Here is a 26,953-nt window from a genome sequence, read left to right as displayed (position 1 = left end):
ACGATGCTCAAGTCCAAGATCCACCGCGCGACGGTCACCCAGGCCGACCTGCACTACGTGGGGTCGGTGACCATCGACGAGGACCTCCTCGACGCCGCCGACCTGCTGCCGGGTGAGCAGGTCGCCATCGTCGACATCACCAACGGCGCCCGCCTGGAGACCTACGTCATCCCCGGCGAGCGCGGCACCGGTGTGATCGGGATCAACGGCGCGGCCGCGCACCTGGTCCACCCCGGCGACCTCGTCATCATGATCAGCTACGGCGTGATGGACGAGACCGAGGCGAAGTCCTACATCCCCAAGGTCGTGCACGTCGACGGCGCCAACCGGATCGTCGAGCTCGGCGGCGACCCGTCGGCGCCCGTGCCCGGCGCGACCGACCAGATGCGCAGCGACCTCGGCGTACCGGTTCGGTGACGACGCTGGCGGCCGGCCCGGTCACCGGGCTCCCGCTGCGACTGGCCGCGCCGGCGCCGGGATGGGAGCTCGCCGCCGACGTCTGTGTCGTCGGCTCCGGGATCGCCGGGTTGTGCGTCGCGCTGCACGCCCGCGCCGCCGGGCTGTCGGTCGCCGTCGTCACCAAGGTGCGCGTGGACGCGGGGTCCACCCGCTGGGCGCAGGGCGGGATCGCCGCCGTCCTCGACCCCGCCGACACCCCCGAGGCGCACGCCCGTGACACCGAGGTCGCCGGCGTGGGCCTGTGCGAGCCGGACGCCGTCGACGCGCTGGTGCACGAGGGGCCCGACCGGCTGCGCCAGCTGATGGACTGGGGCGCGGCCTTCGACCGGGACGCCTCGGGCCGGCTGCTGCTCACCCGCGAGGGCGGGCACTCCGCCGACCGCATCGTGCACGCCGGCGGTGACGCCACCGGCTCCGAGGTGCAGCGCGCCCTGCAGGACGCCGTCCGCGCCGACCCCGGGGTCACCCTGGTCGAGCACGCGATGGTGCTCGACCTGCTGACCGACGCCGACGGCCGCGCCGCCGGCGTGACCCTCCACGTGCTCGGTGAGGGCAGCGCCGACGGCGTCGGCGCGGTGCGCGCCCGCGCGGTGGTGCTGGCCACCGGCGGCATGGGGCAGGTCTACGCCGCCACCACCAACCCCTCGGTCTCCACCGGCGACGGCGTCGCGCTCGGCCTGCGCGCCGGAGCGGTCGCCACCGACCTGGAGTTCGTCCAGTTCCACCCGACGTCGCTCTACCTGGGCCCGGGCGCGCGCGGCCAGCAGCCGCTGGTCAGCGAGGCGCTGCGCGGCGAGGGGGCGGTGCTCCGCGACGGTGCGGGGGAGCGGTTCATGGTCGGCGTCCACCCGCTGGCCGAGCTCGCGCCGCGGGACGTCGTGGCCAAGGCGATCACCGGGATCCAGCTGCGCGACGGCGTCCCCCACGTGTGGCTCGACGCCCGCGCGGTCCCCGACGTCGCCCGCCGGTTCCCCACCATCACGGCCAGCTGCCTGGCCATCGGCGTCGACCCGGCCACCGACCTCGTCCCGGTCACCCCGGCGGCGCACTACGCCTCCGGCGGTCTGGTCACCGACCTGGCCGGGCGGACGACGGTGCCCGGCCTCTACGCCTGCGGCGAGGTCGCCTGCACCGGCGTCCACGGGGCGAACCGGCTGGCGTCGAACTCGCTGCTGGAGGGGCTGGTGTTCGCCGCCCGGATCGGTGCCGAGCTGGCCGCCCGGCTGCCCGAGCCGGCCGCGGTGCGGTCCCCCGCGGTTCCGCCGTCGGGGCTGCTGGACCCCGCCGGTCGCCGGCAGGTGACCGACACGATGTCCGCCCGGGTCGCGGCCCTGCGCAGCGGCGCCGGCCTCGCCGAGGCGACCGACCGGCTGGCCGCACTGGCCGCGGGGCTGGGCGGGGTGGGTCCCGGCGTGGACAGCTGGGAGGCCACCGACCTGCTCACCGTCGCCAGCGCCGTCACCGCCGCGGCGGCCGCCCGCGAGGAGACCCGCGGGTGCCACTGGCGGGAGGACCACCCCGACACCGAGGAGGCCTGGCGGGTGCACCTGGACATCCGGCTCGATCCGCACGGGCGCCTGTCGGTGGCCCGCCGTCCCGTCGGCACCCCGGTGGTGCAGCCGTGGTGAGCGCCGTGACCGATCCCCGCGACCTGAGCGGCACCGGCCTGACCGAGGCGTGGGTCGCCGAGCTGGTCGAGCGCACCCTCGCCGAGGACCTCACCGGTGGCGCCCCGCTGCCCAGCGCGCCGGACCTCGCCGTCGCCCACGACGTCACCAGCGCCGCCACGGTGCCCGCCACCCAGTTCGGCACCGCCGACCTGGTCGCCCGCGCCGACGGCGTGGTCGCCGGCCTGCCCGTCGCGGCCCGGGTCTTCAGCCGGCTGGCCCCCGGCGCGACGCTCACCGCGGTCGCCACCGACGGCGACCGGGTGACCCGCGGCGACGTCCTGCTGACCGTCCGCGGGCCGGTGCGCGCGCTGCTGGCCGCCGAGCGCAGCGCGCTGAACATCGCCAGCCGGGCCAGCGGCATCGCCACGCTCACCCGCCGCTGGGTCGACGCCGTCGAGGGCACCGGCGCGGTCGTCCTCGACACCCGGAAGACCACGCCCGGCCTGCGGCCGCTGGAGAAGTACGCCGTCCGCTGCGGGGGCGGGTCCAACAAGCGCATGGGTCTCTACGACGTGGCGATGGTGAAGGACAACCACGTCGCCGCCGCCGGCTCGGTGGCCGCCGCCGTCGCCGCCGTCCGCGAGCGCGCGCCCGGGGTGACCGTGCAGGTGGAGGTGGACGTGCCCGTACAGGCCGTCGAGGCGGTCGAGGCCGGCGCGGACTTCCTGCTCTGCGACAACATGCCGCCCGCGGCGCTGCGGGAGGTCGTGGCCCTCGTGGCCGGGCGTGCCGAGCTGGAGGCCACCGGCGGGCTGACGCTGGAGGTGGCCCGCGAGGTGGCCGAGACCGGCGTCGACTACCTGTCGGTCGGCGCGCTGACGCACTCCGCGCCGATCCTCGACCTCGCTCTCGACCTGCGGGCCTGAGCCGTGCTGCTCACCGTCGACGTCGGCAACAGCCAGACCGTCCTCGCCACCTTCGACGGCCCGCGGCGGGTGGGCTGCTGGCGGGTCACCACCGCGCCGCGGGCGACGTCCGACGAGCTGGGGATGCTCTGGCGCGGCCTGCTGCGCGACACGCCGGTCACCGGTGTCTCCGCCTGCTCCACGGTGCCCGCCCTGCTGCCGGCGCTGCGCCAGCTGCTGGACTCCCTCGACGTGCCGGTGGTCCTCATCGGCCCCGGCGTCCGGACCGGCGTCCCGCTGCACGTGGACAACCCCCGCGAGGTCGGCGCCGACCGGGTGGTCACCGCGCTGGCCGCGCACGAGCTGTTCGGCCGCGGCCCCGACGGGGCCTCCCGCCCGGTCGTGGTGGTCGACTTCGGCACGTCGACCAACGTCGATGCCGTCGGCCCCGACGGGCAGTTCCTCGGTGGGGCGCTGGCCCCCGGCGTCGAGGTCAGCCTCGAGGCGCTGGCCACCCGGGCCGCGCAGCTGCGCTCGGTGGAGCTCACCGTGCCGGCGCACGCCATCGGCAAGAACACCGTGGCGGCGCTGCAGTCCGGGCTGGTGCTCGGCTTCGCCGGCCTCGTCGACGGGCTGGTGTCGCGGATCGCCGCGGAACTGGTCGCCCAGTTCGGCCGCGACCCGGTCGTGGTCGCCACCGGCGGGCTGGCCCCCCTGGTGGCCGACAGCTGCCGCTCCATCGGCGAGCGCGAGCCGGACCTCACCGTCCACGGGCTGCGGCTGGCCTTCGAACGGCAGCAGGGGGCGGGGCGGCGTCCGGCGTCCCCGTAGGCTGGTCCCCCGTGAGTGAGGCACCGCCCGTGGCCGACGACGTCGACGAACTCCCCGAGCAGCTCCGGGTCCGCCGGGCCAAGCTCGACCGGCTGCGGGACGGCGGCGTCGACCCCTACCCGGTGGCCGTGGCCCGGACCACCACGCTGGCCGAGGTCCGCGCGGCCCACCCCGACCTCCCGCCGGACACCATGACCGGCGTGACCGTCGGGGTCACCGGGCGGGTCATCTTCTCCCGCAACACCGGCAAGCTGTGCTTCGCGACCCTGCGCGAGGGGGACGCCGAGCTGCAGGTCATGCTCTCCCGCGACCGGGTGGGCGAGGAGTCCCTCGCCGCCTGGAAGTCCGACATCGACCTCGGCGACCACGTCCTGGTCACCGGGGAGGTCGGGACGTCGCGCCGCGGCGAGCTCTCGGTGTTCGCCGACTCCTGGCAGATGACCGCCAAGGCGCTGCGCCCGCTGCCGGTGGCGCACAAGCCGATGAGCGAGGAGCTGCGGGTCCGCCGCCGCTACGTCGACCTGATCGTGCGCGACGAGGCCCGCCGCACCGTGCGCCAGCGGGCCACGGTGATGTCCACCCTGCGCACCGGCCTGGTCTCCCGCGGCTACCTCGAGGTCGAGACGCCGATGCTGCAGACCGTGCACGGCGGTGCGGCGGCGCGGCCGTTCCGCACCCACATGAACGCCTTCGACCTCGACCTGTACATGCGCATCGCACCGGAGCTGTTCCTCAAGCGCTGCATCGTCGGCGGCCTGGACCGGGTGTTCGAGATCAACCGCAACTTCCGCAACGAGGGCGCCGACAGCACCCACTCGCCGGAGTTCGCGATGCTCGAGGCATATCAGGCGTACGCCGACTACCAGGTCATGGCGACGCTGACGCGCGAACTCACCCAGGAATGCTGCGCGGCACTGTTCGGGGACCACGTGGCGCGGCACAACGACGGCACGGAGATCGACCTGTCGGGGGAGTGGCCGCAGATCCCCCTCTACACGGCGGTGTCCGACGCCGTCGGCGAGGAGGTCACCCCCGAGACGCCGGTCGAGCGCCTGCGGGCCATCGCCGAGCGGCACGACGTCGGCGTGGACCCGGCATGGGTGCCCGGCAAGGTGGTCGAGGAGCTGTTCGAGGCGCTGGTGCAGGACACCCTCCGGTCGCCGACCTTCGTCATCGACTACCCGCTGGACACCTCGCCGCTGACCCGCGCGCACCGGTCGCAGCCCGGGCTGGCCGAGAAGTGGGACCTCTACATCGCCGGGGTCGAGCGGGCCACCGCCTACTCCGAGCTGGTCGACCCCGTCGCGCAGCGGGAGCGCTTCACCGCCCAGGCCGCGCTGGCGGCGGCCGGTGACCCCGAGGCGATGGCCCTGGACGAGGACTTCCTCGAGGCGCTCGAGTACGGGATGCCGCCCACGGGCGGCATGGGCATGGGCATGGACCGGCTCATGATGACGCTGACCGGTCTGGGAATCCGCGAGACCATCCTCTTCCCACTCGTGCGGCCGATTTCCAGCTGAACTCGTGTGTCCCGTTTCACCCCATTGTGTGCGGTGTACCGAAAAGCGCACTGAATGCACTATGGTCCGGGGTGTCGATCCGGTCGCCTCTCAAGGGGTGACAAAACGGCCCGGGAATCCGGGGATACAGGGAGTGGGGAACAGGAATGGCTCGTAAGGTCCAGGTGATCCTCAGTGACGACCTCGACGAGAACCTGCCGGCCGACGAGACCGTGAGCTTCTCTCTCGACGGCACCAACTACGAGATCGACCTGTCGGAGAAGAACGCCGAGGAGATGCGCGAGGCGTTCTCCCGCTACGTGCAGGCCGCCCGGAAGGTGGGCCGCGGCAGCGGGCGCGCCTCCGGTGGCGGGCGCTCGCGGGCGACCGGTGGCGGCGGCCGGATGGACCGCGAGCAGGCCGGCGCCATCCGCGACTGGGCCCGCAAGAACGGCCACGCGGTCAGCGACCGCGGCCGCATCCCGGCCAGCGTGGTCGAGGCCTACGAGGCCGCGCACTGAGAAAGGACCCCGTCCTCCCCACCCCTCGCACGCTCGGGGCGGGCCCCGGGACGGGGCCAGGAGCGTAGGTGTGACCCCGTCCTCCCCACCCCTCGCACGCTCGGGGCGGGCCCCGGGACGGGGCCAGGAGCGTAGGGGTGACCCCGTCCTCCCCACCCCTCGCACGCTCGGGGCGGGCCCCGGGACGGGGCCAGGAGCGTAGGGGTGACCCCGTCCTCCCCACCCCTCGCGCGCTCGGGGCGGGCCCCGGGACGGGGTCGCAACAGGTGGACCACGACGGCCCGGTCCCCTTCGGGGGCCGGGCCGTCGCCGTTCCCCGGTCGGTCGGGGGCCTGACCTGCGGAGACAGGGACGAAGGTCCCTGGGGGAATGCGAACGGAACCGTCAGGATCCGGATGTGAGTTCCGGTGCGGCCTCGACGACCGCCGCCGACGGCAGCGACCCCGTCGACCAGTGGGCGGGGGTGGACGCCGCCCCGCCGTGCGCGCCCTCGTTCACCGCGACCGTGGACCAGCACCACGGGCTCATCCGGACCCGCGGCCACCTGGACGCACTCGCCGCCGACCTCCTCCGCGGGAGCGTCGTCGCGCTGCAGCGGCAGGGGCACCTGCAGGTGACCGTCCGGATCGGCCCGTCGGCCACGGTGGACGCCGAGGCGCGGGCGGTGCTCGCCGACCTCGCCGACCGGCTCGCGGCCGACGGCGTGCGACTGCTCGTCGAGTGACCTCCGGCGCGATCGCACGCCGGTCCCACGGGCGTCCGCTCACGGCGTAACCGGGCCGGAACACCGTCCGGGCACCATCGGTTGGACCGTGCAGTCCCTCTCCACCGCCCCGGCCGCGTGCCGACGGGGGAGCGGGGTCCGCGACTACAGTGGAAAGACCGGTGCCCCCGTGCGCCGACGGACGTCGGGTGCTCCTCCCCACCACGGGGAGGGCAGTGCCGGACCAGCCGGTCAGAGGAGAAGCAGCAGATGTTCGAACGGTTCACCGACCGAGCCCGCCGCGTGGTCGTCCTGGCCCAGGAAGAGGCCCGGATGCTCAACCACAACTACATCGGCACCGAGCACATCCTCCTGGGCCTGATCCACGAGGGTGAGGGCGTCGCTGCCAAGGCTCTCGAGTCCCTGGGCATCTCGCTGGAGGGTGTCCGCCAGCAGGTGGAGGAGATCATCGGGCAGGGCCAGCAGGCCCCGTCCGGGCACATCCCCTTCACCCCGCGGGCCAAGAAGGTGCTCGAGCTGTCCCTGCGCGAGGCGCTGCAGCTCGGCCACAACTACATCGGCACCGAGCACATCCTGCTCGGCCTGATCCGCGAGGGTGAGGGCGTCGCCGCCCAGGTCCTCGTGAAGCTGGGCGCCGACCTCAACCGCGTCCGCCAGCAGGTCATCCAGCTGCTCTCCGGCTACCAGGGCAAGGAGCCGGCCGCGGCCGGCGGCCCGGCCGAGGGCACGCCGTCGACCTCGCTCGTGCTCGACCAGTTCGGCCGCAACCTGACCCAGGCCGCGCGCGACTCCAAGCTCGACCCGGTCATCGGGCGGGCCAAGGAGATCGAGCGGGTCATGCAGGTCCTCTCGCGGCGGACCAAGAACAACCCCGTCCTCATCGGCGAGCCCGGCGTCGGCAAGACCGCCGTCGTCGAGGGCCTGGCCCAGGCGATCGTCAAGGGCGAGGTGCCCGAGACGCTGAAGGACAAGCAGCTCTACACCCTGGACCTCGGAGCCCTCGTCGCCGGTTCCCGCTACCGCGGTGACTTCGAGGAGCGGCTGAAGAAGGTCCTCAAGGAGATCCGCACCCGCGGCGACATCATCCTGTTCATCGACGAGATCCACACCCTCGTCGGGGCCGGTGCCGCGGAGGGCGCGATCGACGCCGCCAGCATCCTCAAGCCGATGCTGGCCCGCGGCGAGCTGCAGACCATCGGCGCCACCACGCTCGACGAGTACCGCAAGCACCTGGAGAAGGACGCCGCGCTCGAGCGCCGCTTCCAGCCGATCCAGGTGGGCGAGCCGACGCTCACCCACACGATCGAGATCCTCAAGGGCCTGCGGGACCGCTACGAGGCGCACCACCGGATCAGCATCACCGACGGCGCCCTCGTCGCCGCCGCGACGCTGGCCGACCGGTACATCTCCGACCGCTTCCTGCCCGACAAGGCGATCGACCTGATCGACGAGGCGGGCGCCCGGATGCGGATCAAGCGGATGACCGCCCCGCCGGACCTGCGCGAGTTCGACGACCGGATCGCGGCCATCCGCCGCGAGAAGGAGTCGGCGATCGACGCCCAGGACTTCGAGAAGGCCGCGTCGCTGCGCGACAAGGAGAAGACCCTCCTGGCCGAGAAGGCCGAGCGCGAGAAGCAGTGGAAGGCCGGCGACATGGACGTCGTCGCCGAGGTCGACGACGAGCAGATCGCCGAGGTCCTCGCCAACTGGACCGGGATCCCCGTCTTCAAGCTGACGGAGGAGGAGACCACCCGACTCCTGCGCATGGAGGAGGAGCTCCACAAGCGGATCATCGGCCAGGAAGAGGCCATCAAGAGCGTCAGCCAGGCGATCCGGCGCACGCGGGCGGGCCTCAAGGACCCGCGCCGTCCCGGTGGCTCCTTCATCTTCGCCGGCCCCTCGGGTGTCGGTAAGACGGAGCTGGCGAAGGCACTGGCGCAGTTCCTGTTCGGTGAGGACGACGCGCTCATCCAGATCGACATGGGTGAGTTCCACGACCGCTTCACCGTCTCGCGCCTGGTCGGTGCCCCTCCCGGCTACGTCGGCTACGACGAGGGTGGCCAGCTGACCGAGAAGGTGCGGCGCAAGCCGTTCTCGGTGGTCCTCTTCGACGAGATCGAGAAGGCGCACGCGGACGTGTTCAACACGCTCCTGCAGGTGCTGGAGGACGGCCGGCTCACCGACGGTCAGGGCCGGATCGTGGACTTCAAGAACACGATCCTGATCCTCACGACCAACCTCGGTACGCGGGACATCTCCAAGGCCGTGGGGCTGGGCTTCCAGGTCGGCAACGACAACCAGTCCAACTACGAGCGCATGAAGCTCAAGGTCAACGAGGAGCTCAAGCAGCACTTCCGGCCGGAGTTCCTCAACCGGATCGACGACATCGTCGTGTTCCACCAGCTGACCGAGGACGAGATCATCGAGATCGTCGATCTCATGGTCTCCCGCGTGGAGGGCCAGCTGGCGAACAAGGACATGTCCCTCGAGATCACCCCGGCGGCCAAGAAGCTGCTGGCGCACCGCGGCTTCGACCCGGTGCTGGGTGCCCGGCCGCTGCGCCGGACCATCCAGCGCGAGATCGAGGACGCGCTGTCGGAGAAGATCCTCTACGGCGAGCTGACCGCGGGTCAGATCATCGTGGTGGACGTCGAGGGCGAGGGCGCCGACGCGAAGTTCACCTTCCGCGGCGAGACCAAGCCGATCGACCTCCCCGACACCCCGCCGGTCGCGCTGTCGGTCGGCGACGAGGAGCCGCCGGCCACCCAGGCCGAGTGACCCGCTAGCAGGACACGACAGGGCCGTCCCCGCTCACCGCGAGCGGGGGCGGCCCTCTCGCGTGTCCGGTGCGTGCCGGCCGAGCCGTCGCTCCTCCCCTCGCGTCGTCCACGGGGTCGTCGCCGGCGACACGCGACGACACGCCGCGCGAGCCGGCCACGACCCCGCGGTCGAGCGCGGGGGAGGTGCGGCCCCGCTCAGCCGGGGAGCCGGAACCGCCCGTCCGGGGTCTGCTCGACCAGGCCGTCGACCAGCAGCGAGTCCAGGCACCGGGCGCGCTGCACCGCGTCGGACCACGCCTCGTCGAGCAGGGACGCCGCCACGGGCCCCTCAGCGCCCCGCAGGACGTCGAGCAGGCGTCCGCGCACCTGCCGGTCCGTGCCGGCGAACTTCTGCACCCTGCGGGCCGGACCGTCGGGCGCCGGGCAGCCCGCGCGGCGCCAGGCGCAGGCGGTCCGCACCGGGCATGCCCCGCACCGCGGCGTCCGGGCTACGCACACCAGCGCGCCGAGCTCCATGACCGCCACCGAGAAGCGCACCGCCCGCTGCGGGTCCGCCGGGGCGAGCGCCGCGATGTCGGTCAGGTCGGCGGCCCGGGCGGTGCCCGCCTCGGCCCGGCCGTGCACCAGTCGCGCCACGACCCGGCGCACGTTGGTGTCCACCACCGGCTGGGGGCGGTGGTGCCCGAAGCAGGCGACGGCGCGGGCGGTGTACGTGCCGATCCCCGGCAGGGCCTCCAGGGCCGCCACGTCGGCCGGCACGACCCCGCCGTGCCGGGTCACGAGGGCGAGGGCCGCCTCCCGCAGTCGCAGCGCCCGCCGCGGGTAGCCGAGCTTGCCCCACGCGCGGATCACCTCCGCGGGCGAGGCGGCGGCCAGCGCCGCCGGGTCCGGCCAGCGGGCCATCCACGCCCGCCAGACCGGCTCCACGCGGGCCACCGGCGTCTGCTGGAGCATCACCTCGCTGACCAGGACCGCCCACGGGTCGACGTCCGGACCCCGCCACGGCAGGTCGCGGGCGGCGGTGGCGAACCAGTCGACGAGGACCTCGCCGACGTCGTCCCCGCGCGTCGGCGAGGGGCTGGGCGAGCTGTCCACGGGGACCCAGTGTGCCGCCTGCCGGGGACGGCGTGCCGACGGCACCGGCCGGCGGCACGCGCACTACCGTTCTCGGCGTGCTGCACCCGGTCGGACCCCTGCCCGCGGCGGTCTACTGGCGGCGTCGCCTCCTGGTCCTGGCCCTGTTCGTCGCCGTGCTCGGCGGCGGGGGCTGGCTGGTCGTGGCGGCGGCGAGCGGCGGTTCCCGCGGCGCGACGGCGGCCTCGACACCGACCGGGACGACGCCGGCCGAGCCCACCGACCCCCCCGCGCTGGAGCAGGTGGTGCCGTCCCTGGCCAGTGTGCAGACGCCGACGCCACCGCCCGAGGTGCCCGACCAGCCCGAGCCGGCCCCGGCCGAGGCCCCGCCCGCTCCGACCCCGGGTGGGCCCTGCGGCGACGACATGATCGGGCTGGAGGTGCGCAGCCCCGGCAGTGCCCCGGTGGGTGGGCGGCCGACGTTCGAGCTGGTGGTCACCAACGTGTCCGCCGTGCCGTGCGTGCGGACCCTGGACAAGGAGGTGCAGGAGATCCTGCTCCTCGACGGGGCCGGCACCCGGCTGTGGGGCAGCAACGACTGCTTCCCGGAGGCCAGCGACGACACCCGCACGCTGGCGCCGGGGGAGAGCGTCGCGTTCCCGCTGGTCTGGGGCAGCCGCACCAGCGAGCCGACCTGCAGCGCCGAGCGCGCCGTGCTGGGGCCGGGGGAGTACGTGCTGCGGGGCCGGCTGGACACCAAGGTCAGCGGCGACGCCCCGTTCGCCGTCGTCTGAGGGGCGGCCCCGTCCCGGGGCTCGCGAGGGACGGGGAGGACGGGTCCTCCGTCAGCTGTAGCGGTCGAGGATCGAGGTCTCGGCCAGCCGGGACAGGCCCTCGCGGATGCCGCGGGCACGGGCCTCGCCCACGCCCTCGACGGCCAGGAGGTCCTCGATCGTGGCGGCGAGGAGCTTCTGCAGGCCGCCGAAGTGGTCGACCAGACGGTCGATGATCCCGGCCGGCAGCCGCGGCACGCGGGCCAGCAGCCGGTAGCCACGCGGGCTGACCGGGGAGTCGAGCGCCTCCGCCGACGTGGGCAGGCCGTAGCACCGGGCCACCGCGGAGAGGTCGAGCAGCTCGGTCGCCGACAGGGCGCGCAGGTCGGTGAGCACCTGCTCGATCGTCCGGGGCCGGCGGGCGCCGCCGGGGAGGTAGTCGCGGACCAGCAGGCCGCGGTCCTCCTCGACGCCGGCGAGCATCTCGTCCAGCTGCAGGGCGAGCAGCCGGCCGTCGGTGCCCAGCTCGACGACGAAGCCCTCGATCTCGTCGGCGATCCGCCGGACCATCTCCAGCCGCTGGCTGACGCTCATCGCGTCGCGGACGGTGACGAGGTCCTCGATCTCCAGTGCCGACAGCGTGCTGGCCACCTCGTCGAGCCGCAGCTTGTACCGCTCGAGGGCGGCGAGGGCCTGGTTGGCGCGGGCCAGGATCGTGGTCGGGTGCTCGAGGGTGTAGCGCCGGCCGGCCACGTAGACGCTGATGATGTGCATCGACTGGCTGACCGAGATCACCGGGAAGCCGGTCTGGATGGCGACCCGCTCCGCGGTGCGGTGCCGGGTGCCCGACTCCTCGGTCGGGACGGTGGGGTCGGGCATGAGGTGCACGCCGGCCCGCACGATCCGCGACCCGTCGTAGGAGACGATCACCGCGCCGTCCATCTTGGCCAGCTCCCGCAGCCGGGTGGCGGACAGGGCGACGTCGAGGGCGAACCCGCCGGTGCAGATGGACTCGACCACGCGGTCGTAGCCGAGCACGATCAGCGCACCGGTGCGCCCGGCGAGGATCCGCTCCAGGCCGTCGCGCAGCGCCGTCCCGGGGGCGATTCGACCGAGCAGTTCCCGGAGCGCGACCTCGGGATCCACGGCGGCGGGCACGAGCGCTCCTGACGTTCGGTGTAGTGGCGGCTGAGTCTACGTGTCACCCGACCGTATCGGCCGGGGGCGGTGACCTGTCCCACCGGTTCCGGCGACGGTCGTCCCGGGATCGTCACTCTCAGAACAGGCGGGCGAACGCGGCTCCCAGGTCGGGTACCTCGACCAGGCGCATGCCGCGTGGCGCCGGGCCGGCGTCCTCGGGCACGAGGGCCACCCGGTAGCCCTGGCGGGCGGCCTCGGCCAGGCGGCGGGAGGTGCCGCCGACCCGGCGGATCTCCCCCGACAGCCCGACCTCGCCGAGGGCGACCAGGCCCTGGGGGAGAGGGACGTCCTTGGCGGCGGAGGCGATGGCCAGGGCCAGGGCGAGGTCGGCGGCCGGCTCGGCGATGCGCACCCCGCCCACGGAGGCGGCGAAGACGTCGGCGTCGGCCAGGCGCACCCCGCCGCGGCGCTCCACCACGGCGTTGACCATCGCCACCCGCTGGCTGTCCAGGCCGCTGACCGCGCGCCGGGGCGACCCGCCCCCACCGGAGCCGGCGACGAGGGCCTGGACCTCGGCCAGCAGGGGGCGGCTGCCCTCCATCGTCACGGTGACGCAACTGCCGGGCACCGGGGCGGCGCGCCGGGAGACGAACAGGTGCGACGGGTCGGGGACGCCGATGACGCCGCCGTCGCCGATCTCGAAGCAGCCGATCTCGTCGGCCGGGCCGAACCGGTTCTTCGCCGCGCGGATCAGCCGGAGGGTCGAGTGCCGCTCGCCGTCGAAGGAGATGACGACGTCGACGAGGTGCTCGAGGGCGCGGGGGCCGGCGATCGCGCCGTCCTTGGTGACGTGGCCGACCAGGATCGTCGTCATCCCGCGGCTCTTGGCCACGCCGGTGAGCGCGCTGGCCACCGCGCGCACCTGGGTGGCGCCGCCGTCGGTGCCGTCGACGGCGGGGGAGCGCACCGTCTGCACGCTGTCGAGGACCAGCAGCGAGGGCGCGACCTGCTCCACGTGGGCGAGGACGGCGGACAGCTCGGTCTCGGCGGCCAGGTAGAGGCGGTCGTGCAGGGCCCCGATGCGCTCGGCGCGCAGCCGCACCTGGGCCGCCGACTCCTCGCCGGACACCACCAGCGCGGGGCCGTTCGAGGCGGCGACCCGGTGGGCCACCTCCAGCAGCAACGTGGACTTGCCGACGCCGGGCTCGCCGGCCACCAGCAGCACCGCGCCCGGGACCAGGCCGCCGCCCAGGACCCGGTCGAACTCCTCGATGCCGGTCGGGACGGCGCGCGCCGCGGCGAGCTCGACCTGGGCGATCGGCACGGCCGGGGCGGTGACGGGGCCGGCGGCCACGGCACGCAGCGGCGACGCCGGGACGCCCACCTCCTGCAGGGTGCCCCACGCCTGGCACTCAGGGCAGCGGCCGACCCACTTGGCCGAGGCGTAGCCGCACTCGGTGCAGCGGTGGGCGGGGCGGGCGGACTTCACTCCTGCGGGCACCCGGCGACGCTAACCGCCGGGTACGACAGTCCCGGGACAGCCGCGCGGGCTCAGCCGCCGGACTCGGGGTTGCCCCCGCCGGCGACCTCGGTGTCCTGGTCGTGGGACCCCTCCTCCGTGTGGAAGTCGAAGCCCTCCTCGCGCGGCAGCACGCGGTCGGGGTTGGCCACGATCGCGCGGACGGTCACCTCGCCGGCCTGCTGGAAGGTCAGGGTCAGCTCGATGCTCTGACCGGCGGTGAGCTCCTCGGTCAGGTCCGCCAGCTCGACGGTGAGGTCGCCGTCACCCCCGATGAAGACGGTGGAGTTGCCGGGGACGGGGACGTCGACCCGCGACGACGCTGCCGGTGCGGCCGTGGTGGCGCCGGCGGCGGGTGCGGTGGTCGTGCCTGCGGCGCCGGTCGCCGGCGCGGACGCCGACGGGGACGCGGGGACGGCGGGGGAGGCGCTGGCCTGGCCGGTCACCAGCACGCCGTCGAAACCCTCGCCCTCGATGCCGACGAGCGTGTCGTCCTCGTTGCCGGAGTTGATCACCGCCATCCGCAAGGGGGCGTCGTCGCCGGCGTCGTAGCGCCCCTCGTCGGGGTGCTCCAGCGTGACCTGGCGGAGGGTGATCGAGCCCACCTGGGCCTCGGCGCCGACCTTGTCCCGGTTCTGGGTGGCGGTCTGCGTCACCTGCCCGGCGCCGCACGCGGTCAGCGCGATCGGGCTGAGGAGCAGGGCACCCATCGTGGCGGCGCGCAGTGCGCGGTTCACAGCCGTCGACCTCCAGGGACGTGCCGGCCACCGCACGTCGATGGCCCGGGTCGCGCCGAGCCTAACGCCCGTCCCCCCGCGCCCGCCGGGAGGGAACGGGTGCCGGGGCGCCGTGGCCGGACGGTGCGGCGGCCTCCGCGACCCGTCCGGGTGATGTCGGTGCAGGCCCGCTCCTCGGCTGCCGATCACCAGGCGGAGACGGGGACCGGCGACGGGAGGCTGTGTGCGGACGGGACTGCCGTTCGACGACGTCCTGGCCGCGGCCCAGGCGGGGGCCGCCTGGGCCTTCGAGGTGCTCTACCGCGACCTCGCCCCGGCGGTGACCGGCTACCTGCGCCTGCACGGGGCGGTCGAACCCGACGACCTGGCCAGCGAGACGTTCATCGGCGTCCTCACCGGGCTGGCCGGCTTCCGTGGGGACGAGGACGCCCTGCGTGCGTGGGTCTTCACCATCGCCCACCGGCGACTGGTCGACGACTGGCGGCGCCGCGGTCGCCGTCCGCAGGTGCACGACGACGACGCGTCGCTGGACGAGCTGGGCGGTGGTGACGTCGAGGACGACGCCCTGGTGCGGATCGGCGCCACGGACGTCCACCGGCTCTGCGGCACCCTCCCCGGCGACCAGCGGGCCGTGCTGCTCCTGCGGATCCTCGGCGACCTCACCGTCGACCAGGTGGCGCAGGTGCTGGGCCGGTCCGCGGGCTCGGTCAAGGCCCTGCAGCGGCGCGGGCTGCGCAGCCTGCGGGCCGCCCTCGAGGGCGTTCCACCCGAACGGGTGGCATCCCCCGCGCACCCTCCAGCGGCCCTCCGGCGATGACGAGGACGAGATGACCATCCCAGCCGACGCCCGAGCCGCCGAGCAGGCCTTCGAGGCCTGCCTCGCCGGCCGTCCGGTACCGGACGGCGCCTCCGGCCTGGCCGCGTTCACCGACGCGGTCCGGGCCGGCGGCACCGCGCCGGGACGGCCGAACGCGGCCCTGGCCGAGCTGCTGGCGACCGGTCACCTCACCCCCACCCAGGAACCGTCCTGCGGGACGGCCGGGCCCACCGCCCGGACCTCACGGAAGAGGCCTCGCATGCTGCTCACCACCCTCGCCGCCAAGATCGCCTCGGCCGGCGCCCTCGCCAAGGCGGCCGCCGGGACCGGCGCCGTCGTCGTCGCCCTCACCGGCGCCGGCACCGCCGGCGTCCTGCCCGGGCCGGTGCAGGACGCCGTCTCCGGCGCCGTCGAGACGGTCACCGGCGCCGACCTGCCCGACTCCGGCGACCCCGCCCAGGAGACCGGCGGCGTCGACGCCCCGGGGTCGGTCGACCCGGCCGGCTCGTCCTCCGTCGAGGACGGCGCCCCTGTCGAGGGCGACGCTCCCGTCGAGGGCGGCGCCCCCGTCGGGGACGGCGCCCCTGTCGAGGACGGCGGCACCGTCGACCCGGTCACCGGCGACGACGGGGCGACCGACCCGACCCAGCCCACCGGCCCGGCGACCGATCCGGGAACGGACCCGGTGGCCGAGCCGGAGGACCCGGCCGCCGAGGCGCCCGAGCCCACGGAGGGCGGGGTCGGCAAGGCGCACCCGGACAACCACGGCGCGACGGTGAGCCGGGAGGCGCACGAGCGCAACGCAGCCCGCAAGGCGGAGCACGACCAGCGCAAGGCCGAGCAGAAGGCCGCCCGGGACGCCGCTCCGGCCCCGGCTCCCGCTCCGGAGCCGGCTCCCGCTCCGGCCCCGGTGCCGGCTCCCGTCCCGGCCCCGGTCGAGGAGGCGGTGCCCGTCACCCCGCAGCAGTCGGTCCCCGTCGAGCAGTCCGCCCCGGGCAACGGCCACGGCAACGGCAACGGCCAGGGGAACGGGAACGGGAACGGCAACGGCCGCAAGTGACCGGGGCGGGGGGGGGGGGGGGGGGGGGGGGGGGGGGGGCGGGCCCCCCCCCGCCCCCCCCCCACCGGCCAGCAGCAGGACGACGTCCAGGACGGTCAGCAGCATGACCGCGGGGAAGGCCAGCCGCCGGAACCGGGGGCCGCCCGCGAGGGCGGCGACCACGACGGCGGGCAGCGCCAGCGCGAGCCCCACCCAGGCGGCCGCGGTCGGTCGGCCGTCGGGGGCGAGGACGAGCACCAGCGAGGCCCCGCCCAGCAGGAGCGCACCGACGACGGCGGAGACGCGGGCGCCCAGCCGGTGGGGGAGCCCGCGCACGCCGGTGGCCAGGTCGTCCTCGATGTCGGGCGCGACGTTGGCCAGGTGTGCGGCGGCACCGAGCGCGCCGCCGGCGGCGACCAGCCACCACGGTGCGGCCGGGGCGCCGGGTGCCGCGGCGACCACGCCGGCGGGCAGTGCGCCGAACCCCGTCACGTAGGGCACGGCCGAGACGGCGGTGCGCTTCAGGCCGGCGTTGTAGGCCCACCCGCTCACCACGAGGACCAGCAGCAGCAGGCCGGGCACGGGCCCGAGCAGCAGCGACAGGACGACGGCCGCCGCGGCCGCGCCCAGGGCGAGCGAGCGCAGCAGCGCGGGGGCGACCGCACCCTGCACCACCGGCTTGTCGGCGCGGGCGACGGCGCGGTCGCGATCGGCGTCGAGCCAGTCGTTGCTCCAGCCGATGGATGCCTGACCTGCGAGGACGGCCACCCCCACGAGCGCCACCCGACCCGCCGGTGAGCCCGCGGCGACGGCCAGGAGGGTGGCCACGAGGGTCACCGCGACGGCGGGCCCGGGGTGGGTGGCGAGCACCAGGGCGCGGGCCGTGACCCCCGGCCGGGCGGGGTGTGCAGGCACATCGACCACGCTGCTGTCAACCCCTCCCGGGTACTTCATGGGGCCGCTGACCTGCGGATTTACGAATCTCGGCCGTCCCGTTCGTCAGTTTGCCGTGGTAACCTGTGGACAGCGAAAGGGGTCACACACACATGGGCTTCACTGTCGGCGAGACCGTTGTCTACCCGCACCACGGTGCCGCGCTCATCGAGGCGATCGAGAAGCGGGTCATCAAGGGTGAAGAGAAGGCCTACCTCGTGCTGAAGGTCGCCCAGGGCGACCTCACCGTGCGCGTGCCGGCCGACAACGCAGAGATCGTCGGCGTCCGTGACGTCGTCGGTCAGGAGGGGCTGAACCGGGTCTTCGAGGTCCTGCGCGCCCCGCACACCGAGGAGCCGACCAACTGGTCGCGTCGCTACAAGGCCAACCTCGAGAAGCTCGCCTCCGGTGACGTCAACAAGGTCGCCGAGGTCGTCCGCGACCTGTGGCGCCGCGACAAGGACCGTGGGCTCTCCGCGGGCGAGAAGCGCATGCTCTCCAAGGCCCGCCAGATCCTGGTCAGCGAGCTCGCGCTCGCCGAGGGCACCAACGAGGACAAGGCCGAGGTGCTCCTGGACGAGGTCCTCGCCAGCTGAGCCCCGGCTCGGCGAACCCCCGCACGTCCCAGACCACTCCCGTGCACGCTGTCGGCATCGTCGCAGCGGCCGGGAGTGGTCTGCGTCTGGGGGCGGATCGGCCCAAGGCGCTGGTGCCGCTCGGCGGGCGGGCGCTGGTCTGCTGGGCCGTGGACACCCTCCGGGACGCCGGCGTGGCCGACGTGGTGGTCGCCGTCCCGGCGTCGGAGCTCGGCGCGTTTGCGACGGTGCTGCCGATGGACGTGCGACTGGTCGTCGGCGGTGCCACGCGCACCGCGTCGGTGCGCGCCGCCCTCGCCGCGGCCACCGACCGCGCCGACGCGGTGCTGGTGCACGACGCCGCCCGTCCGCTGACGCCACCGGACGTCGTCCGCCGGGTGCTCGACGCGCTGGACGCCGGCGCCCCGGCCGTGGTCCCCGTCCTCCCGGTGGTCGACACCACCGTCACCGTGGACGGCGACGGCGTGCTCACCGGGGCCCTCCCCAGGGAGGCGTTGCGCCGGGTCCAGACCCCGCAGGGCTTCGCCCGGGCCGCCCTCGCCGCGGCCTACGCGGGCCTGCCCGCGGACGCGGAGCTGACCGACGACGCCGCGGTGGTCCGGGCCGCCGGGCTCCCGGTCGCCACCGTGGCCGGCGACGAGCGGGCGGCGAAGGTGACCGTCGCCCACGACCTGGCCCTCGCCGAGCTGCAGCTGGGCGCGGACCGGTGAGCGCCGACCTGCCGCGGGTGGGGCTCGGGGTCGACGTCCACCCGATCGAGGCCGGCCGGTCCTGCTGGCTGGCCGGGCTGGAGTGGCCGGGGGTCGACGGCTGCGCCGGTCACTCCGACGGCGACGTCGTCGCCCACGCGCTGACCGACGCCGTGCTCTCGGCCGCCGGCCTCGGCGACATCGGCGGGCTGCTCGGCACCGACGACCCCCGCTGGGCCGGCGCCCGCGGTGCGGCGGTGCTCGAGCACGTCCGGGCCACGCTCGCCGCGGCCGGGTGGCGGGTCGGCAACGCCGCGGTGCAGCTGGTCGGGAACGGTCCCAGGGTCGGGCCGCGCCGGGCCGAGGCCGAGGCCGTGCTGTCGGCCGCCCTGGGCGCACCGGTCAGCCTCACCGCGACCACGACCGACGGCCTGGGCCTCACCGGCCGGGGTGAGGGCCGCGCGGCGATGGCGACCGCGCTGGTGGTCCGGGCCGACGCCGGGCCGACCTGAGCACCGCGGCCCCGTGCGGAGCCGGTGCCGCGCTCCGTGGACTCCGTGCGGAGCCGGTGCCGCGCTCCGTGGACTCCGCGCGGAGCCGGTGCCGCGCTCCGTAGACTCCGCGCAGTGAGCCTCCGCCTGTACGACACGGCCGCCCGAGCGGTCCGCGACTTCACGCCCCTGCGTGCGGGACAGGCCTCCATCTACGTCTGCGGGCTCACCGTGCAGGGGCCGCCGCACGTGGGTCACGTGCGGGCGCAGCTCGACTTCGACGTCCTCCGGCGGTGGCTGGCCGCGGGCGGCCTCGAGGTCCGGTACGTCCGCAACGTCACCGACATCGACGACAAGATCCTGGCCAAGGCGGCCGAGCACGGCGTCCCGTGGTGGGCCTGGGCCTACACCAACGAGCTGGCCTGCACCCGCGCCTACGACGTGCTCGGGGTGCTGCCGCCGACCTACGAGCCGCGCGCCACCGGCCACGTGCCCGACATGGTGGCGATGATCGAGCGGCTCATCGAGCGCGGCCACGCCTACGCCGCCGACGGTGACGTGTACTTCGACGTCCGCTCCTTCCCCGGCTACGGGGAGCTCACCGGGCAGCGGCTGGACGCCCTCGAGCCGGCCGCCGACACCGACAGCGACGAGCGCAAGCGCGACCCCCGCGACTTCGCCCTGTGGAAGGCGCACAAGGCCGACGAGCCGGAGTCCTCCGGCTGGGCGACGCCCTGGGGCCGTGGCCGGCCCGGCTGGCACCTGGAGTGCTCGGCGATGGCCGAGCGCTACCTCGGTGCGGAGTTCGACATCCACGGCGGCGGGCTGGACCTGCGCTTCCCGCACCACGAGAACGAGCGGGCCCAGTCGATGGCCGCCGGTGACGGGTTCGCGCGGTACTGGCTGCACAACGGCTGGGTCACCCTCGGCGGCGAGAAGATGAGCAAGTCGCTGGGCAACACCGCGCTGGTCGACGAGGTGGTGAAGCGCGTGCGGCCGGTGGAGCTGCGCTACTACCTGGTCGCACCGCACTACCGGTCGACGATCGAGTTCACCGACGCCGCACTCGCCGAGGCCGGCGCGGCCTACCGGCGGCTGGAGTCGTTCGTCAGGCGGGCGGCCGAGCGGGTCGGGCCGGACGCCGGCAAGCCCGAGCTCCCCCCGGAGTTCCGGGCGGCGATGGACGACGACCTGGGCACCCCCGCGGCGATCGCCGTGGTCCACGAGGTGGTGCGGCAGGGCAACACCGCACTGTCCGAGGGCAAGGACGAGGCGGTGGCCGCGGCACTGGGCTCGGTGCGTGCCATGCTCGCCGTGCTGGGCCTGGACCCGCTCGACCCGCACTGGGCCGCTGGGAGCGGCGACGACCGGCTGACCGAGGTCACCGGCGGGCTGGTGGCGCTGGCGCTGGAGCAGCGGCAGGCCGCCCGCGCCCGCAAGGACTACGCCGCCGCCGACGCCATCCGCGACCAGCTCGCCGGTCTGGGCGTGCAGGTCGAGGACACCCCGAACGGACCCCGATGGGAGCTGAGCCGCTGATGGCCGGCAACAGTCAGCGACGGGGCCGCAGCAGCGGCGCCGGCAAGAAGACGGCCACCGCGGGCACCGGTGGCAAGAACCGCCGGGCGCTGGCCGGTCGCGGCGCCACCCCGCCGGCCGAGGCCCGCACCGGGCACCCGGCGCAGCGCCGGGCCCAGGCCGACGCGCGGCGCCGGGTCGAGCGGGAGCGCAGCCGGCAGCGCGCCGAGGAGGCGCCCGAGCTGCTGCTGGGCCGCAACCCGGTGGTCGAGGCGCTGCGGGCGCAGATCCCGGCGACCGCGCTCTACGTGGTCACCGGTGACACCCGCGGTGCGGTCGACGAGCGGATCGCCGAGGCCATCGCGCTGGCCGGCGACCGGGGACTGCCGCTGCTGGAGGTGGGCAAGGCCGAGTTCGACCGGATGTCGGGCGGGGCGCTGCACCAGGGCATCGGCCTGCAGGTGCCGCCGTACCAGTACGCGCACCCCGACGACCTGCTCGACCTCGCCCGTGACTCCGGCCGGCCGCCGCTGGTCGTCGCCATGGACGGCGTGACCGACCCCCGCAACCTCGGTGCCGTCGTCCGGTCGGCGGCCGCGTTCGACGCGCACGGCGTCGTCGTCCCGCAGCGCCGGTCGGTGGGCATGACCGCCTCGGCGTGGCGCACCAGCGCGGGCGCCGCGGCGCGGCTGCCGGTCGCCCGTGCGGTCAACCTGGCCCGGGCGCTCGGCTCCTACCAGGACGCCGGGCTCATGACCGTGGGCCTGGCCGGCGACGGGGACGTCGACGTGCACGAGTTCGACGGGTTCGCCGACCCGGTGGCGCTGGTGGTGGGCGCCGAGGGCACCGGGCTGTCGCGGCTGGTGCGGGAGCGCTGCGACGTCGTCGTCCGCATCCCCATCGCCCGGGACACCGAGTCGCTCAACGTGAGCGTGGCGGCCGGCATCGCCCTCTACGCCGCCGCCTCCGCCCGCCGCTCCGGCGGAGGGTGACCCCGCACGGCTCCTGCGCCGTCGGCCTCCGCTACCCGAGCAGCTGGGCGACCGTGTAGATCACCAGGCCGGCCAGGCCGCCGACCACGGTGCCGTTGACGCGGATCCACTGCAGGTCCCGGCCGACCTGCAGCTCGATCCGGCGGCTGGTCTCCTCGGTGTCCCAGCGGGCCACCGTCCCGCCGACCAGGTCGGCCAGGTCGCCGGCGAACCGCTCGACCAGGGAGCCGGCGATCGTGTGCGCCCGCCGCTGGACCAGCTCGCGCACCGTCGGGTCGGTCTGCAGCAGCCGCGCGCCGTCGCCGATCAGCGCGGCGACCCGGGTCCGCAGCACCGACTCGGGGTCGGCGGCGGCGGCGAGGACGGCGTTCTTGAGGTTGCTCCACAGCGATCCCGACCAGGCCCGGACGGCGGGGTGCTCGAGCAGCTCCTTCTTCAGCTCCTCGACGTGGCCCGCGGTCGCCGGGTCGGTGCGCAGCGCGTGCACGTAGGCCCGCAGCCGGGCGTCGTAGTCCCGCCGCAGCTCGTGCCGGGGGTCCTCGCCGACCTCCTCCAGGAAGCCCTGGACGGCGGCGAAGACCCGGTCGAACACCCGGTCGTCGACCCAGTCGGGCACCCAGGCGGGGGAGGCGTCGCCCAGCTGGGCGCGGAAGACCACCCGGTTGTCCTCGAGGAAGCGGGCCAGCCCCCGCAGCGCGGCCGAGAGCACCTCCTGGTGGCGGTCGCCGTCGACGACCAGCTCCAGGGCGCGGGCCACGACCGGGGCCGCGGGGGTGGCGTGCAGCTTGCGGTCGACGAGGGCGGCGACGGCGGGCTGCAGGTCGTCGTCCTTGAGCAGGTCGGCCACCGAGTGCAGCACCGCCGAGGCGTCCCCGGCCAGCCGCTCGGCCCGGCCGGGGGCGGCGAGAAAGGCGCCGAGCCGGCCCGGGACGTCGACGGTGGTCAGCTTCTCCTCGACCACGGCCCGGGTCAGGAAGTTCTCCTGGACGAACGAGCCGAGGCTGGCGCCGATCTGGTCCTTCTTGCGCGGGATGATCGCCGTGTGCGGGATCGGCAGCCGCAGCGGGTGCCGGAACAGCGCGGTGACGGCGAACCAGTCGGCCAGCGCCCCGACCATCGAGGCCTCGGCGGTCGCACGGACGTAGCCGACCCACGCCCCGGTCTCGGGCCCCAGCAGCACGCAGGCGACGAAGACGGCCGCGGCGACGAGGAACAGACCGGTGGCCAGCCGCTTCATCCGGGCGAGGTCGCGGGCCCGCTCCGGGTCGTCGAGGGAGCGGGCGAGCGGGGCGGTCGGGGGGGGGGGGGGGGGGGGGGGGGGGGGGGGGGGGGCCGCGCCCCCCCCCCCCCCCCCCCCCCCCCCCGAGCCTAGGCACCCCGCCGCCATCCCCGTCCACGGGCAGGTCAGCCGGTGGTGCTGCCGAGCGTGACCTCGACCTGGCTGGTGTCCTGGCCGCGCTGGACGGTGAGGCTCACCCGGTCACCGGGGGTCGCGCTGCGGACCGCGGCGGTCAGCTCGGTGGAGGTGGTCACCACCCGGTCGCCGACGGCGGTGACGACGTCGCCGGCCTGCAGTCCGGCGTCGGCCGCGGGGGTGCCGGGCTCCACCCGGACGATCTGCGCGCCGGTGCCGATCTCGCTGTTGCCGCCGGCGGACGCGGTCTGCGCGCTGACCCCGAGGTAGGTCGTCTCCGCGGAGCCGTTCTGGATGATCTCCTCGGCGATCCGGTGGGCGGTGTTGCCGGGGATGGCGAAGCCGACGCCGATGCTGCCGCTCTCCGACTGCCCGCCGGGGCCGCCGGAGGCCACCGTGGCGATCGCGGTGTTGATGCCGACGACCTCGCCGGCGCCGTTGACCAGCGCGCCGCCGGAGTTGCCCGGGTTGATCGCCGCGTCGGTCTGCAGGGCGTCGATGACCGTGGCGTCGCCCTCGGTGGAGCCGGTGGCCACGGCCCGGCCGGTGGCGCTGATGATGCCGTCGGTCACGGTGTCCGACAGGCCCAGCGGGGCACCGATGGCGACGGCGAGGTCGCCGACCTGCACCTCGTCGGAGTCGGCGAACGTGGCCGGGGTCAGGTCCGAGACGCCGTCCACCTTGAGCACCGCGACGTCGTAGACGGCGTTGGTGCCCACCACGGTGGCGTCGTGCAGCGTGCCGTCGGAGGTGCGCACCGAGACCGTGGCCTGCCCGCCGGCGCCGTCGAGGCTCACCACGTGGTTGTTGGTGAGCACGTAGCCGTCGTCGGTCAGCACGACGCCGGAGCCGCTGCCGGAGCCCGACGCGCCGGTGACGTACACCGTCACCACGCTGGGCGCCGCCTTGGCCGCGGCGGCGGTCACCGCGGTGGCCGTCTCGGGGTTGGTGATCGTGACGTTCTGGGCGGCGACCGATCCGCCGCCGCCGTCCGGACCGTCGACGAGGGTGGCGACACCGGCACCGGCGCCACCACCGATCAGTGCGCCGGCGACCAGGCCGGCGATGCCCATCCGCCACCTGCCGGAGCGCTGCCCCCGCTGGGGGCCGGGCGCGGCCGGGGGGAACTGCGCGGTGCCGTCGGGCCCGCCCGGGCCCCCGGGCTGGCCGGGGACCGGCTGCCCGGCGGGCGGGTACCCCGCGGCGGGGTACGCGGCGCCGTGCTGCGGGGCCGTCGCCTGGCCGGGGCCGGCGGGGTGCGCCGCGGGGTGCGTGGCGCCTGGCTGTCCTCCGGCCGGCTGCGCCGGCACCGGCTGCTGCCACGCCGACGGGGGCGCCCACGGGCCGGGCGCCGGGCGGGGGGTGCCGTAGTCGCTCACTGTCCGAGTCCTCCTCACGAGCAGCGGTCCGCTGCCCTCGCAGAACACTGTCGGTCCGGCCGCTGCCCCGTTGCTGGTGACCCGCTGTGAGGTCGCTGGACGCCCCTACCGGGGCACGTCGGCCAGCAGCCGGCCGCGCGCGACGAGCTCGGTCACCGTCCACACGGCTCCGACCTGCGCGGCGAGCAGGCCGACGAGCACGAGCAGCTGGGCGGCGCCGGCCTCCAGCGGGCTGCCGCCCCCGAGCAGCACACCGACGAACGCGCCCGGCAGTGTGACCAGTCCCACGGTGCGGGTCTGGTCCAGGGGCGGGACGAGGGCGGTCGCCGCGGCGGGACGGCCGATCTCCAGGACGGCGTCCCGCCGCAGGAACCCGAGGGCCAGTGCCGCCTCCACCTCGCCGCGCCGCGAGGTGAGCTCCTCGCGCAGCCGGCGGCCGGCCAGCGAGGTCGCCGTCATCGCGCCGCCGATGAGGATGCCGGCGATCGGGATCACCGCCACCCCGCGCAGCGGCACGGTGCCGCCGGCCAGCACCAGGGCGGTCACGGGGACCGCCCCGACGGCCACCGGCAGGGCGGCGGTCCCGACCCGGCGCAGCGTGCCGGGGGCGCGGACCGGCAGCCCGGTGGCCCGGCCCGCCGCCGTGGCCGCGGCGACGCCGAGCATGAGCAGCACGAACGCCACTGACAGCGGCAGCGAGCCGACCACCGCGAGCAGGACCGCGGAGACGACCCCGAGCTGCACCGTCGCCCGCAGCGCGGCCACGACGACCGGACGGTCCTGGCCGAGGCCGGAGACCCGGCCGGCCACCGCCGCGAGGACGGTGAGCAGGCCGAGCACCACGGCGAGCCGGGGGCCGAGGTCGACGACGGAGGAGCCCACGGGCGCCGATCCTGCCCGGTGGGGGAGCGGCCGGCGCCGGCCGGCCACGGTGCGTGCAAGCACCGGTCGATCTGGGTAGGGGCGGCTCGGGTCGCCGCTCCCGGCGGCGCCCGCCCCTGTGTCCGGCCGGCGTCCTGGAGGCTGCCCCGTGCCCATCCGCGGACCTCTCGCCCGTCTCCTGCTGGGGACCGGCTGCGTCGCCCTCAGCGGCTTCGTCGTGGTCGGCGGCCTCGCGCTGCCCCCGACGGGTCTGGTCGCCGTCGGCATCGCCGCGGTGGTCGCCGGGTGTCTGGCTGCGGGCATCGCGCGGGAGTCCTCCGGGCAGGACCGCCGCAGGACCGTGGCGGCCGCGTGGCAGGCGGCCGTGGTCACGGTCGTGGTGCTCCTCGTGCTCAGCGGCACGGCGGCGCTCGGTGGGGCCCTCCTCACGCTCCTGGTCGCGGGCACGGGCGTCGCCGCCGGGCTGGCGGTGTGGATGGTGCGCAGCCGTCCGCCGGCCCGTCCGGCCGCGGCGCCGCCGGCGCCCGTGGTGACGTCGTCCCCGGTGTCGGCGCTGTCCACCGGCGACCTGGGCCGCGAGTGGGTCCGGACGACGGCCGCGCTGGCCGGTCCCCTGGACGCGACGGCCCGGCAGGCGATCGTGGCGCGCCGCCAGGAGACGCTGGACGAGCTGGAGCGCCGTGACCCGGTCGGGTTCGCCCGGTGGATGGCCGCCGTCCCGCTGCCCGGCAGCGACCCCGCCGTCCACCTCCGGCACGGCGACCCGGCCGCCTAGGGCTCCCCGCCGCGGCGCCCTACGACCACTGGGCGCGGTCGACCTCGGCCTGTTCGCGTTCCGCGGCGGCCACCGTCCGGTCGGTGCGGGCGGCGGCGCGGTCCTCGGCGGCGGCCTCCCGGTCCCGTCGCGCCGCGGCCCGGTCGGCGGCGTCGGCGGCGCGGTCGAGGGCGTCGGCGGCGCGGTCGGCCGCGGCCAGGCGACGGTCGCTGTCGGCCTGCTGCCGGGTGGTGCGGACCTGCTCCCGGACGGTGGCCCGCACCTCGTCGTCGATCTCGGCCTGCTGTGCGTCGGGGCCCGACAGCGGCCCGGTGCCGGACCGGCCGGGTGCTCGCGGAGGGGGGTCCGCCTGCTGCGCGCTCGCCGCGTCCCGCCGGACCGCGGCGGCGGCCCGGTCCGCGGCGCGCTCTGCACGGTCCGCGGCGTCGGCGTCCCGCCGCCGGGCGGCCTGGTCCCGCTCCAGGGCGGCGTCGTCCCTCCGCGCGGAGGCCTCGTCCCGGTCCCAGCCGGCCTCGTCGCGGCCGGGCGCCGGGGACGCCCCGGCGCGGTTCCCGCTGCTGCTGGGCGTGTCGTCGATCACCACCGTCGCCTCCGTCATGGTGCTGGACGCGGGGGTCCGGCCCACACCCCCGTCCCCGGCCGGACCGTACCCCCGCCCCGGCGCCGAGCGCCGTGGGCGCCCGGGTCACCGCCGGCGCGGCACGGACCTCCGCCGCGGCCTCCCTATGCTGGTGCCGGGACGTGTCCCGTGTCCCGCCGGCGTGGCGCAACTGGTAGCGCACCCGACTTGTAATCGGGCGGTTAGGGGTTCGAGTCCCCTCGTCGGCTCACGCGACCGACGGCGGGGGTGCCGCGG

Annotated in this window: 25 protein-coding genes, 1 tRNA gene and 1 pseudogene; 18 read left to right on the top strand and 9 right to left on the bottom strand. The window is 75.7% G+C overall.

What is annotated here, in order from left to right; all coding sequences use genetic code 11:
- Nucleotides 1-3: 3 nt before the first annotated feature.
- From panD to ACI79E_RS01505, 8 genes are all read left to right on the top strand, one after another.
- Entirely contained in the window at nt 4-417 is a 414-nt protein-coding gene (panD, locus tag ACI79E_RS01540) for an aspartate 1-decarboxylase (RefSeq protein WP_456930780.1), read from the top strand.
- The gene (locus ACI79E_RS01535; RefSeq protein ID WP_456930779.1) at nt 414-2,087 is read left to right on the top strand and encodes an L-aspartate oxidase; all 1,674 of its coding nucleotides are present in this window, start codon (nt 414-416) and stop codon (nt 2,085-2,087) included. The genes panD and ACI79E_RS01535 overlap by 4 nt, the downstream gene beginning before the upstream one ends.
- Nucleotides 2,088-2,092: 5 nt before the next feature.
- A complete protein-coding gene (gene nadC / locus ACI79E_RS01530) occupies nt 2,093-2,995 on the top strand; it encodes a carboxylating nicotinate-nucleotide diphosphorylase (RefSeq protein WP_456930778.1) in 903 nt (300 codons plus the stop codon).
- 3 nt (nt 2,996-2,998) lie between these two features.
- Nucleotides 2,999-3,805, top strand: coding sequence for a type III pantothenate kinase (locus tag ACI79E_RS01525; RefSeq protein WP_456930777.1), 807 nt, complete (start codon nt 2,999-3,001; stop codon nt 3,803-3,805).
- Between the two features lie 11 nt (nt 3,806-3,816).
- A complete protein-coding gene (lysS, locus tag ACI79E_RS01520) occupies nt 3,817-5,325 on the top strand; it encodes a lysine--tRNA ligase (protein ID WP_456930776.1) in 1,509 nt (502 codons plus the stop codon).
- Nucleotides 5,326-5,471: 146 nt separating this feature from the next.
- Complete coding sequence (locus ACI79E_RS01515) at nt 5,472-5,825, top strand: histone-like nucleoid-structuring protein Lsr2 (RefSeq protein WP_456921509.1); 354 nt, start codon at nt 5,472-5,474, stop codon at nt 5,823-5,825.
- Nucleotides 5,826-6,222: 397 nt separating this feature from the next.
- On the top strand, nt 6,223-6,549 hold the full coding sequence (locus tag ACI79E_RS01510; RefSeq protein WP_456930775.1) for a hypothetical protein: 327 nt from the start codon (nt 6,223-6,225) through the stop codon (nt 6,547-6,549).
- 249 nt (nt 6,550-6,798) lie between these two features.
- Nucleotides 6,799-9,327, top strand: coding sequence for an ATP-dependent Clp protease ATP-binding subunit (locus ACI79E_RS01505; protein ID WP_456930774.1), 2,529 nt, complete (start codon nt 6,799-6,801; stop codon nt 9,325-9,327).
- 197 nt (nt 9,328-9,524) lie between these two features.
- On the opposite strand, the gene ACI79E_RS01500 is transcribed toward ACI79E_RS01505, so the two are convergent.
- The gene (locus ACI79E_RS01500) at nt 9,525-10,424 is read right to left on the bottom strand and encodes an A/G-specific adenine glycosylase (protein WP_456930773.1); all 900 of its coding nucleotides are present in this window, start codon (nt 10,422-10,424) and stop codon (nt 9,525-9,527) included.
- Nucleotides 10,425-10,501: 77 nt separating this feature from the next.
- On the opposite strand from ACI79E_RS01500, the gene ACI79E_RS01495 reads away from it, so the two are divergent.
- On the top strand, nt 10,502-11,197 hold the full coding sequence (locus ACI79E_RS01495) for a MucR family transcriptional regulator (RefSeq protein ID WP_456930772.1): 696 nt from the start codon (nt 10,502-10,504) through the stop codon (nt 11,195-11,197).
- Nucleotides 11,198-11,248: 51 nt separating this feature from the next.
- On the opposite strand, the gene disA is transcribed toward ACI79E_RS01495, so the two are convergent.
- The 3 genes from disA to ACI79E_RS01480 form a co-directional block, all read right to left on the bottom strand.
- Nucleotides 11,249-12,334, bottom strand: a complete 1,086-nt coding sequence (gene disA / locus ACI79E_RS01490) for a DNA integrity scanning diadenylate cyclase DisA (protein ID WP_456930771.1) — start codon at nt 12,332-12,334, stop codon at nt 11,249-11,251.
- Between the two features lie 118 nt (nt 12,335-12,452).
- Nucleotides 12,453-13,817 carry a DNA repair protein RadA gene (gene radA / locus ACI79E_RS01485; protein ID WP_456930770.1) on the bottom strand — a complete coding sequence of 455 codons (1,365 nt, stop codon included), beginning with the start codon at nt 13,815-13,817 and terminating at the stop codon, nt 12,453-12,455.
- A gap of 50 nt (nt 13,818-13,867) precedes the next feature.
- The gene (locus ACI79E_RS01480) at nt 13,868-14,572 is read right to left on the bottom strand and encodes a hypothetical protein (protein WP_456930769.1); all 705 of its coding nucleotides are present in this window, start codon (nt 14,570-14,572) and stop codon (nt 13,868-13,870) included.
- Between the two features lie 223 nt (nt 14,573-14,795).
- On the opposite strand from ACI79E_RS01480, the gene ACI79E_RS01475 reads away from it, so the two are divergent.
- Nucleotides 14,796-15,389, top strand: a complete 594-nt coding sequence (locus tag ACI79E_RS01475; protein WP_456930768.1) for an RNA polymerase sigma factor — start codon at nt 14,796-14,798, stop codon at nt 15,387-15,389.
- Nucleotides 15,390-15,399: 10 nt separating this feature from the next.
- Nucleotides 15,400-16,449, top strand: a complete 1,050-nt coding sequence (locus tag ACI79E_RS01470) for a hypothetical protein (RefSeq protein WP_456930897.1) — start codon at nt 15,400-15,402, stop codon at nt 16,447-16,449.
- A gap of 171 nt (nt 16,450-16,620) precedes the next feature.
- On the opposite strand, the pseudogene ACI79E_RS01465 reads toward ACI79E_RS01470, so the two are convergent.
- Nucleotides 16,621-17,382, bottom strand: a pseudogene (locus tag ACI79E_RS01465) (UbiA family prenyltransferase); the annotation flags it as partial.
- Between the two features lie 92 nt (nt 17,383-17,474).
- On the opposite strand from ACI79E_RS01465, the gene ACI79E_RS01460 reads away from it, so the two are divergent.
- The 5 genes from ACI79E_RS01460 to rlmB all read left to right on the top strand — a co-directional run bounded on the left by ACI79E_RS01460 (nt 17,475) and on the right by rlmB (nt 21,647).
- The gene (locus ACI79E_RS01460) at nt 17,475-17,957 is read left to right on the top strand and encodes a CarD family transcriptional regulator (RefSeq protein WP_097206868.1); all 483 of its coding nucleotides are present in this window, start codon (nt 17,475-17,477) and stop codon (nt 17,955-17,957) included.
- 41 nt (nt 17,958-17,998) lie between these two features.
- Entirely contained in the window at nt 17,999-18,667 is a 669-nt protein-coding gene (ispD, locus tag ACI79E_RS01455) for a 2-C-methyl-D-erythritol 4-phosphate cytidylyltransferase (RefSeq protein ID WP_456930767.1), read from the top strand.
- Nucleotides 18,664-19,158 (top strand): 2-C-methyl-D-erythritol 2,4-cyclodiphosphate synthase, encoded by a 495-nt coding sequence (gene ispF / locus ACI79E_RS01450; protein WP_456930766.1) that lies wholly within the window; start codon nt 18,664-18,666, stop codon nt 19,156-19,158. The genes ispD and ispF overlap by 4 nt, the downstream gene beginning before the upstream one ends.
- A 114-nt stretch (nt 19,159-19,272) precedes the next feature.
- Nucleotides 19,273-20,676, top strand: coding sequence for a cysteine--tRNA ligase (gene cysS / locus ACI79E_RS01445; protein WP_456930765.1), 1,404 nt, complete (start codon nt 19,273-19,275; stop codon nt 20,674-20,676).
- Complete coding sequence (gene rlmB, locus ACI79E_RS01440; RefSeq protein WP_456930764.1) at nt 20,658-21,647, top strand: 23S rRNA (guanosine(2251)-2'-O)-methyltransferase RlmB; 990 nt, start codon at nt 20,658-20,660, stop codon at nt 21,645-21,647. The genes cysS and rlmB overlap by 19 nt, the downstream gene beginning before the upstream one ends.
- Before the next feature lie 31 nt (nt 21,648-21,678).
- Here the strand turns inward: rlmB and ACI79E_RS01435 are convergent, their stop codons facing one another.
- From ACI79E_RS01435 to ACI79E_RS01425, 3 genes are all read right to left on the bottom strand, one after another.
- On the bottom strand, nt 21,679-22,884 hold the full coding sequence (locus ACI79E_RS01435) for a DUF445 domain-containing protein (RefSeq protein WP_456930763.1): 1,206 nt from the start codon (nt 22,882-22,884) through the stop codon (nt 21,679-21,681).
- A 167-nt stretch (nt 22,885-23,051) separates the two neighbouring features.
- On the bottom strand, nt 23,052-24,440 hold the full coding sequence (locus ACI79E_RS01430; RefSeq protein WP_456930762.1) for a trypsin-like peptidase domain-containing protein: 1,389 nt from the start codon (nt 24,438-24,440) through the stop codon (nt 23,052-23,054).
- Between the two features lie 105 nt (nt 24,441-24,545).
- Nucleotides 24,546-25,322: an ABC transporter permease gene (locus tag ACI79E_RS01425; RefSeq protein WP_456930761.1), complete on the bottom strand. Its 777-nt coding sequence runs from the start codon at nt 25,320-25,322 to the stop codon at nt 24,546-24,548.
- Nucleotides 25,323-25,470: 148 nt separating this feature from the next.
- Between ACI79E_RS01425 and ACI79E_RS01420 the strand changes: the two genes are divergently transcribed.
- A complete protein-coding gene (locus tag ACI79E_RS01420) occupies nt 25,471-26,097 on the top strand; it encodes a hypothetical protein (protein WP_456930760.1) in 627 nt (208 codons plus the stop codon).
- A gap of 19 nt (nt 26,098-26,116) precedes the next feature.
- Here the strand turns inward: ACI79E_RS01420 and ACI79E_RS01415 are convergent, their stop codons facing one another.
- Nucleotides 26,117-26,695, bottom strand: coding sequence for a hypothetical protein (locus ACI79E_RS01415; RefSeq protein ID WP_456930759.1), 579 nt, complete (start codon nt 26,693-26,695; stop codon nt 26,117-26,119).
- A gap of 157 nt (nt 26,696-26,852) precedes the next feature.
- Here ACI79E_RS01415 and ACI79E_RS01410 point away from each other — a divergent pair.
- Nucleotides 26,853-26,925 (top strand) — tRNA-Thr (locus ACI79E_RS01410).
- Nucleotides 26,926-26,953: the final 28 nt, after the last annotated feature.

This window comes from Geodermatophilus sp. SYSU D00079 (genome assembly GCF_054050635.1).
This window is presented reverse-complemented; position numbering and strand designations above follow the sequence as displayed.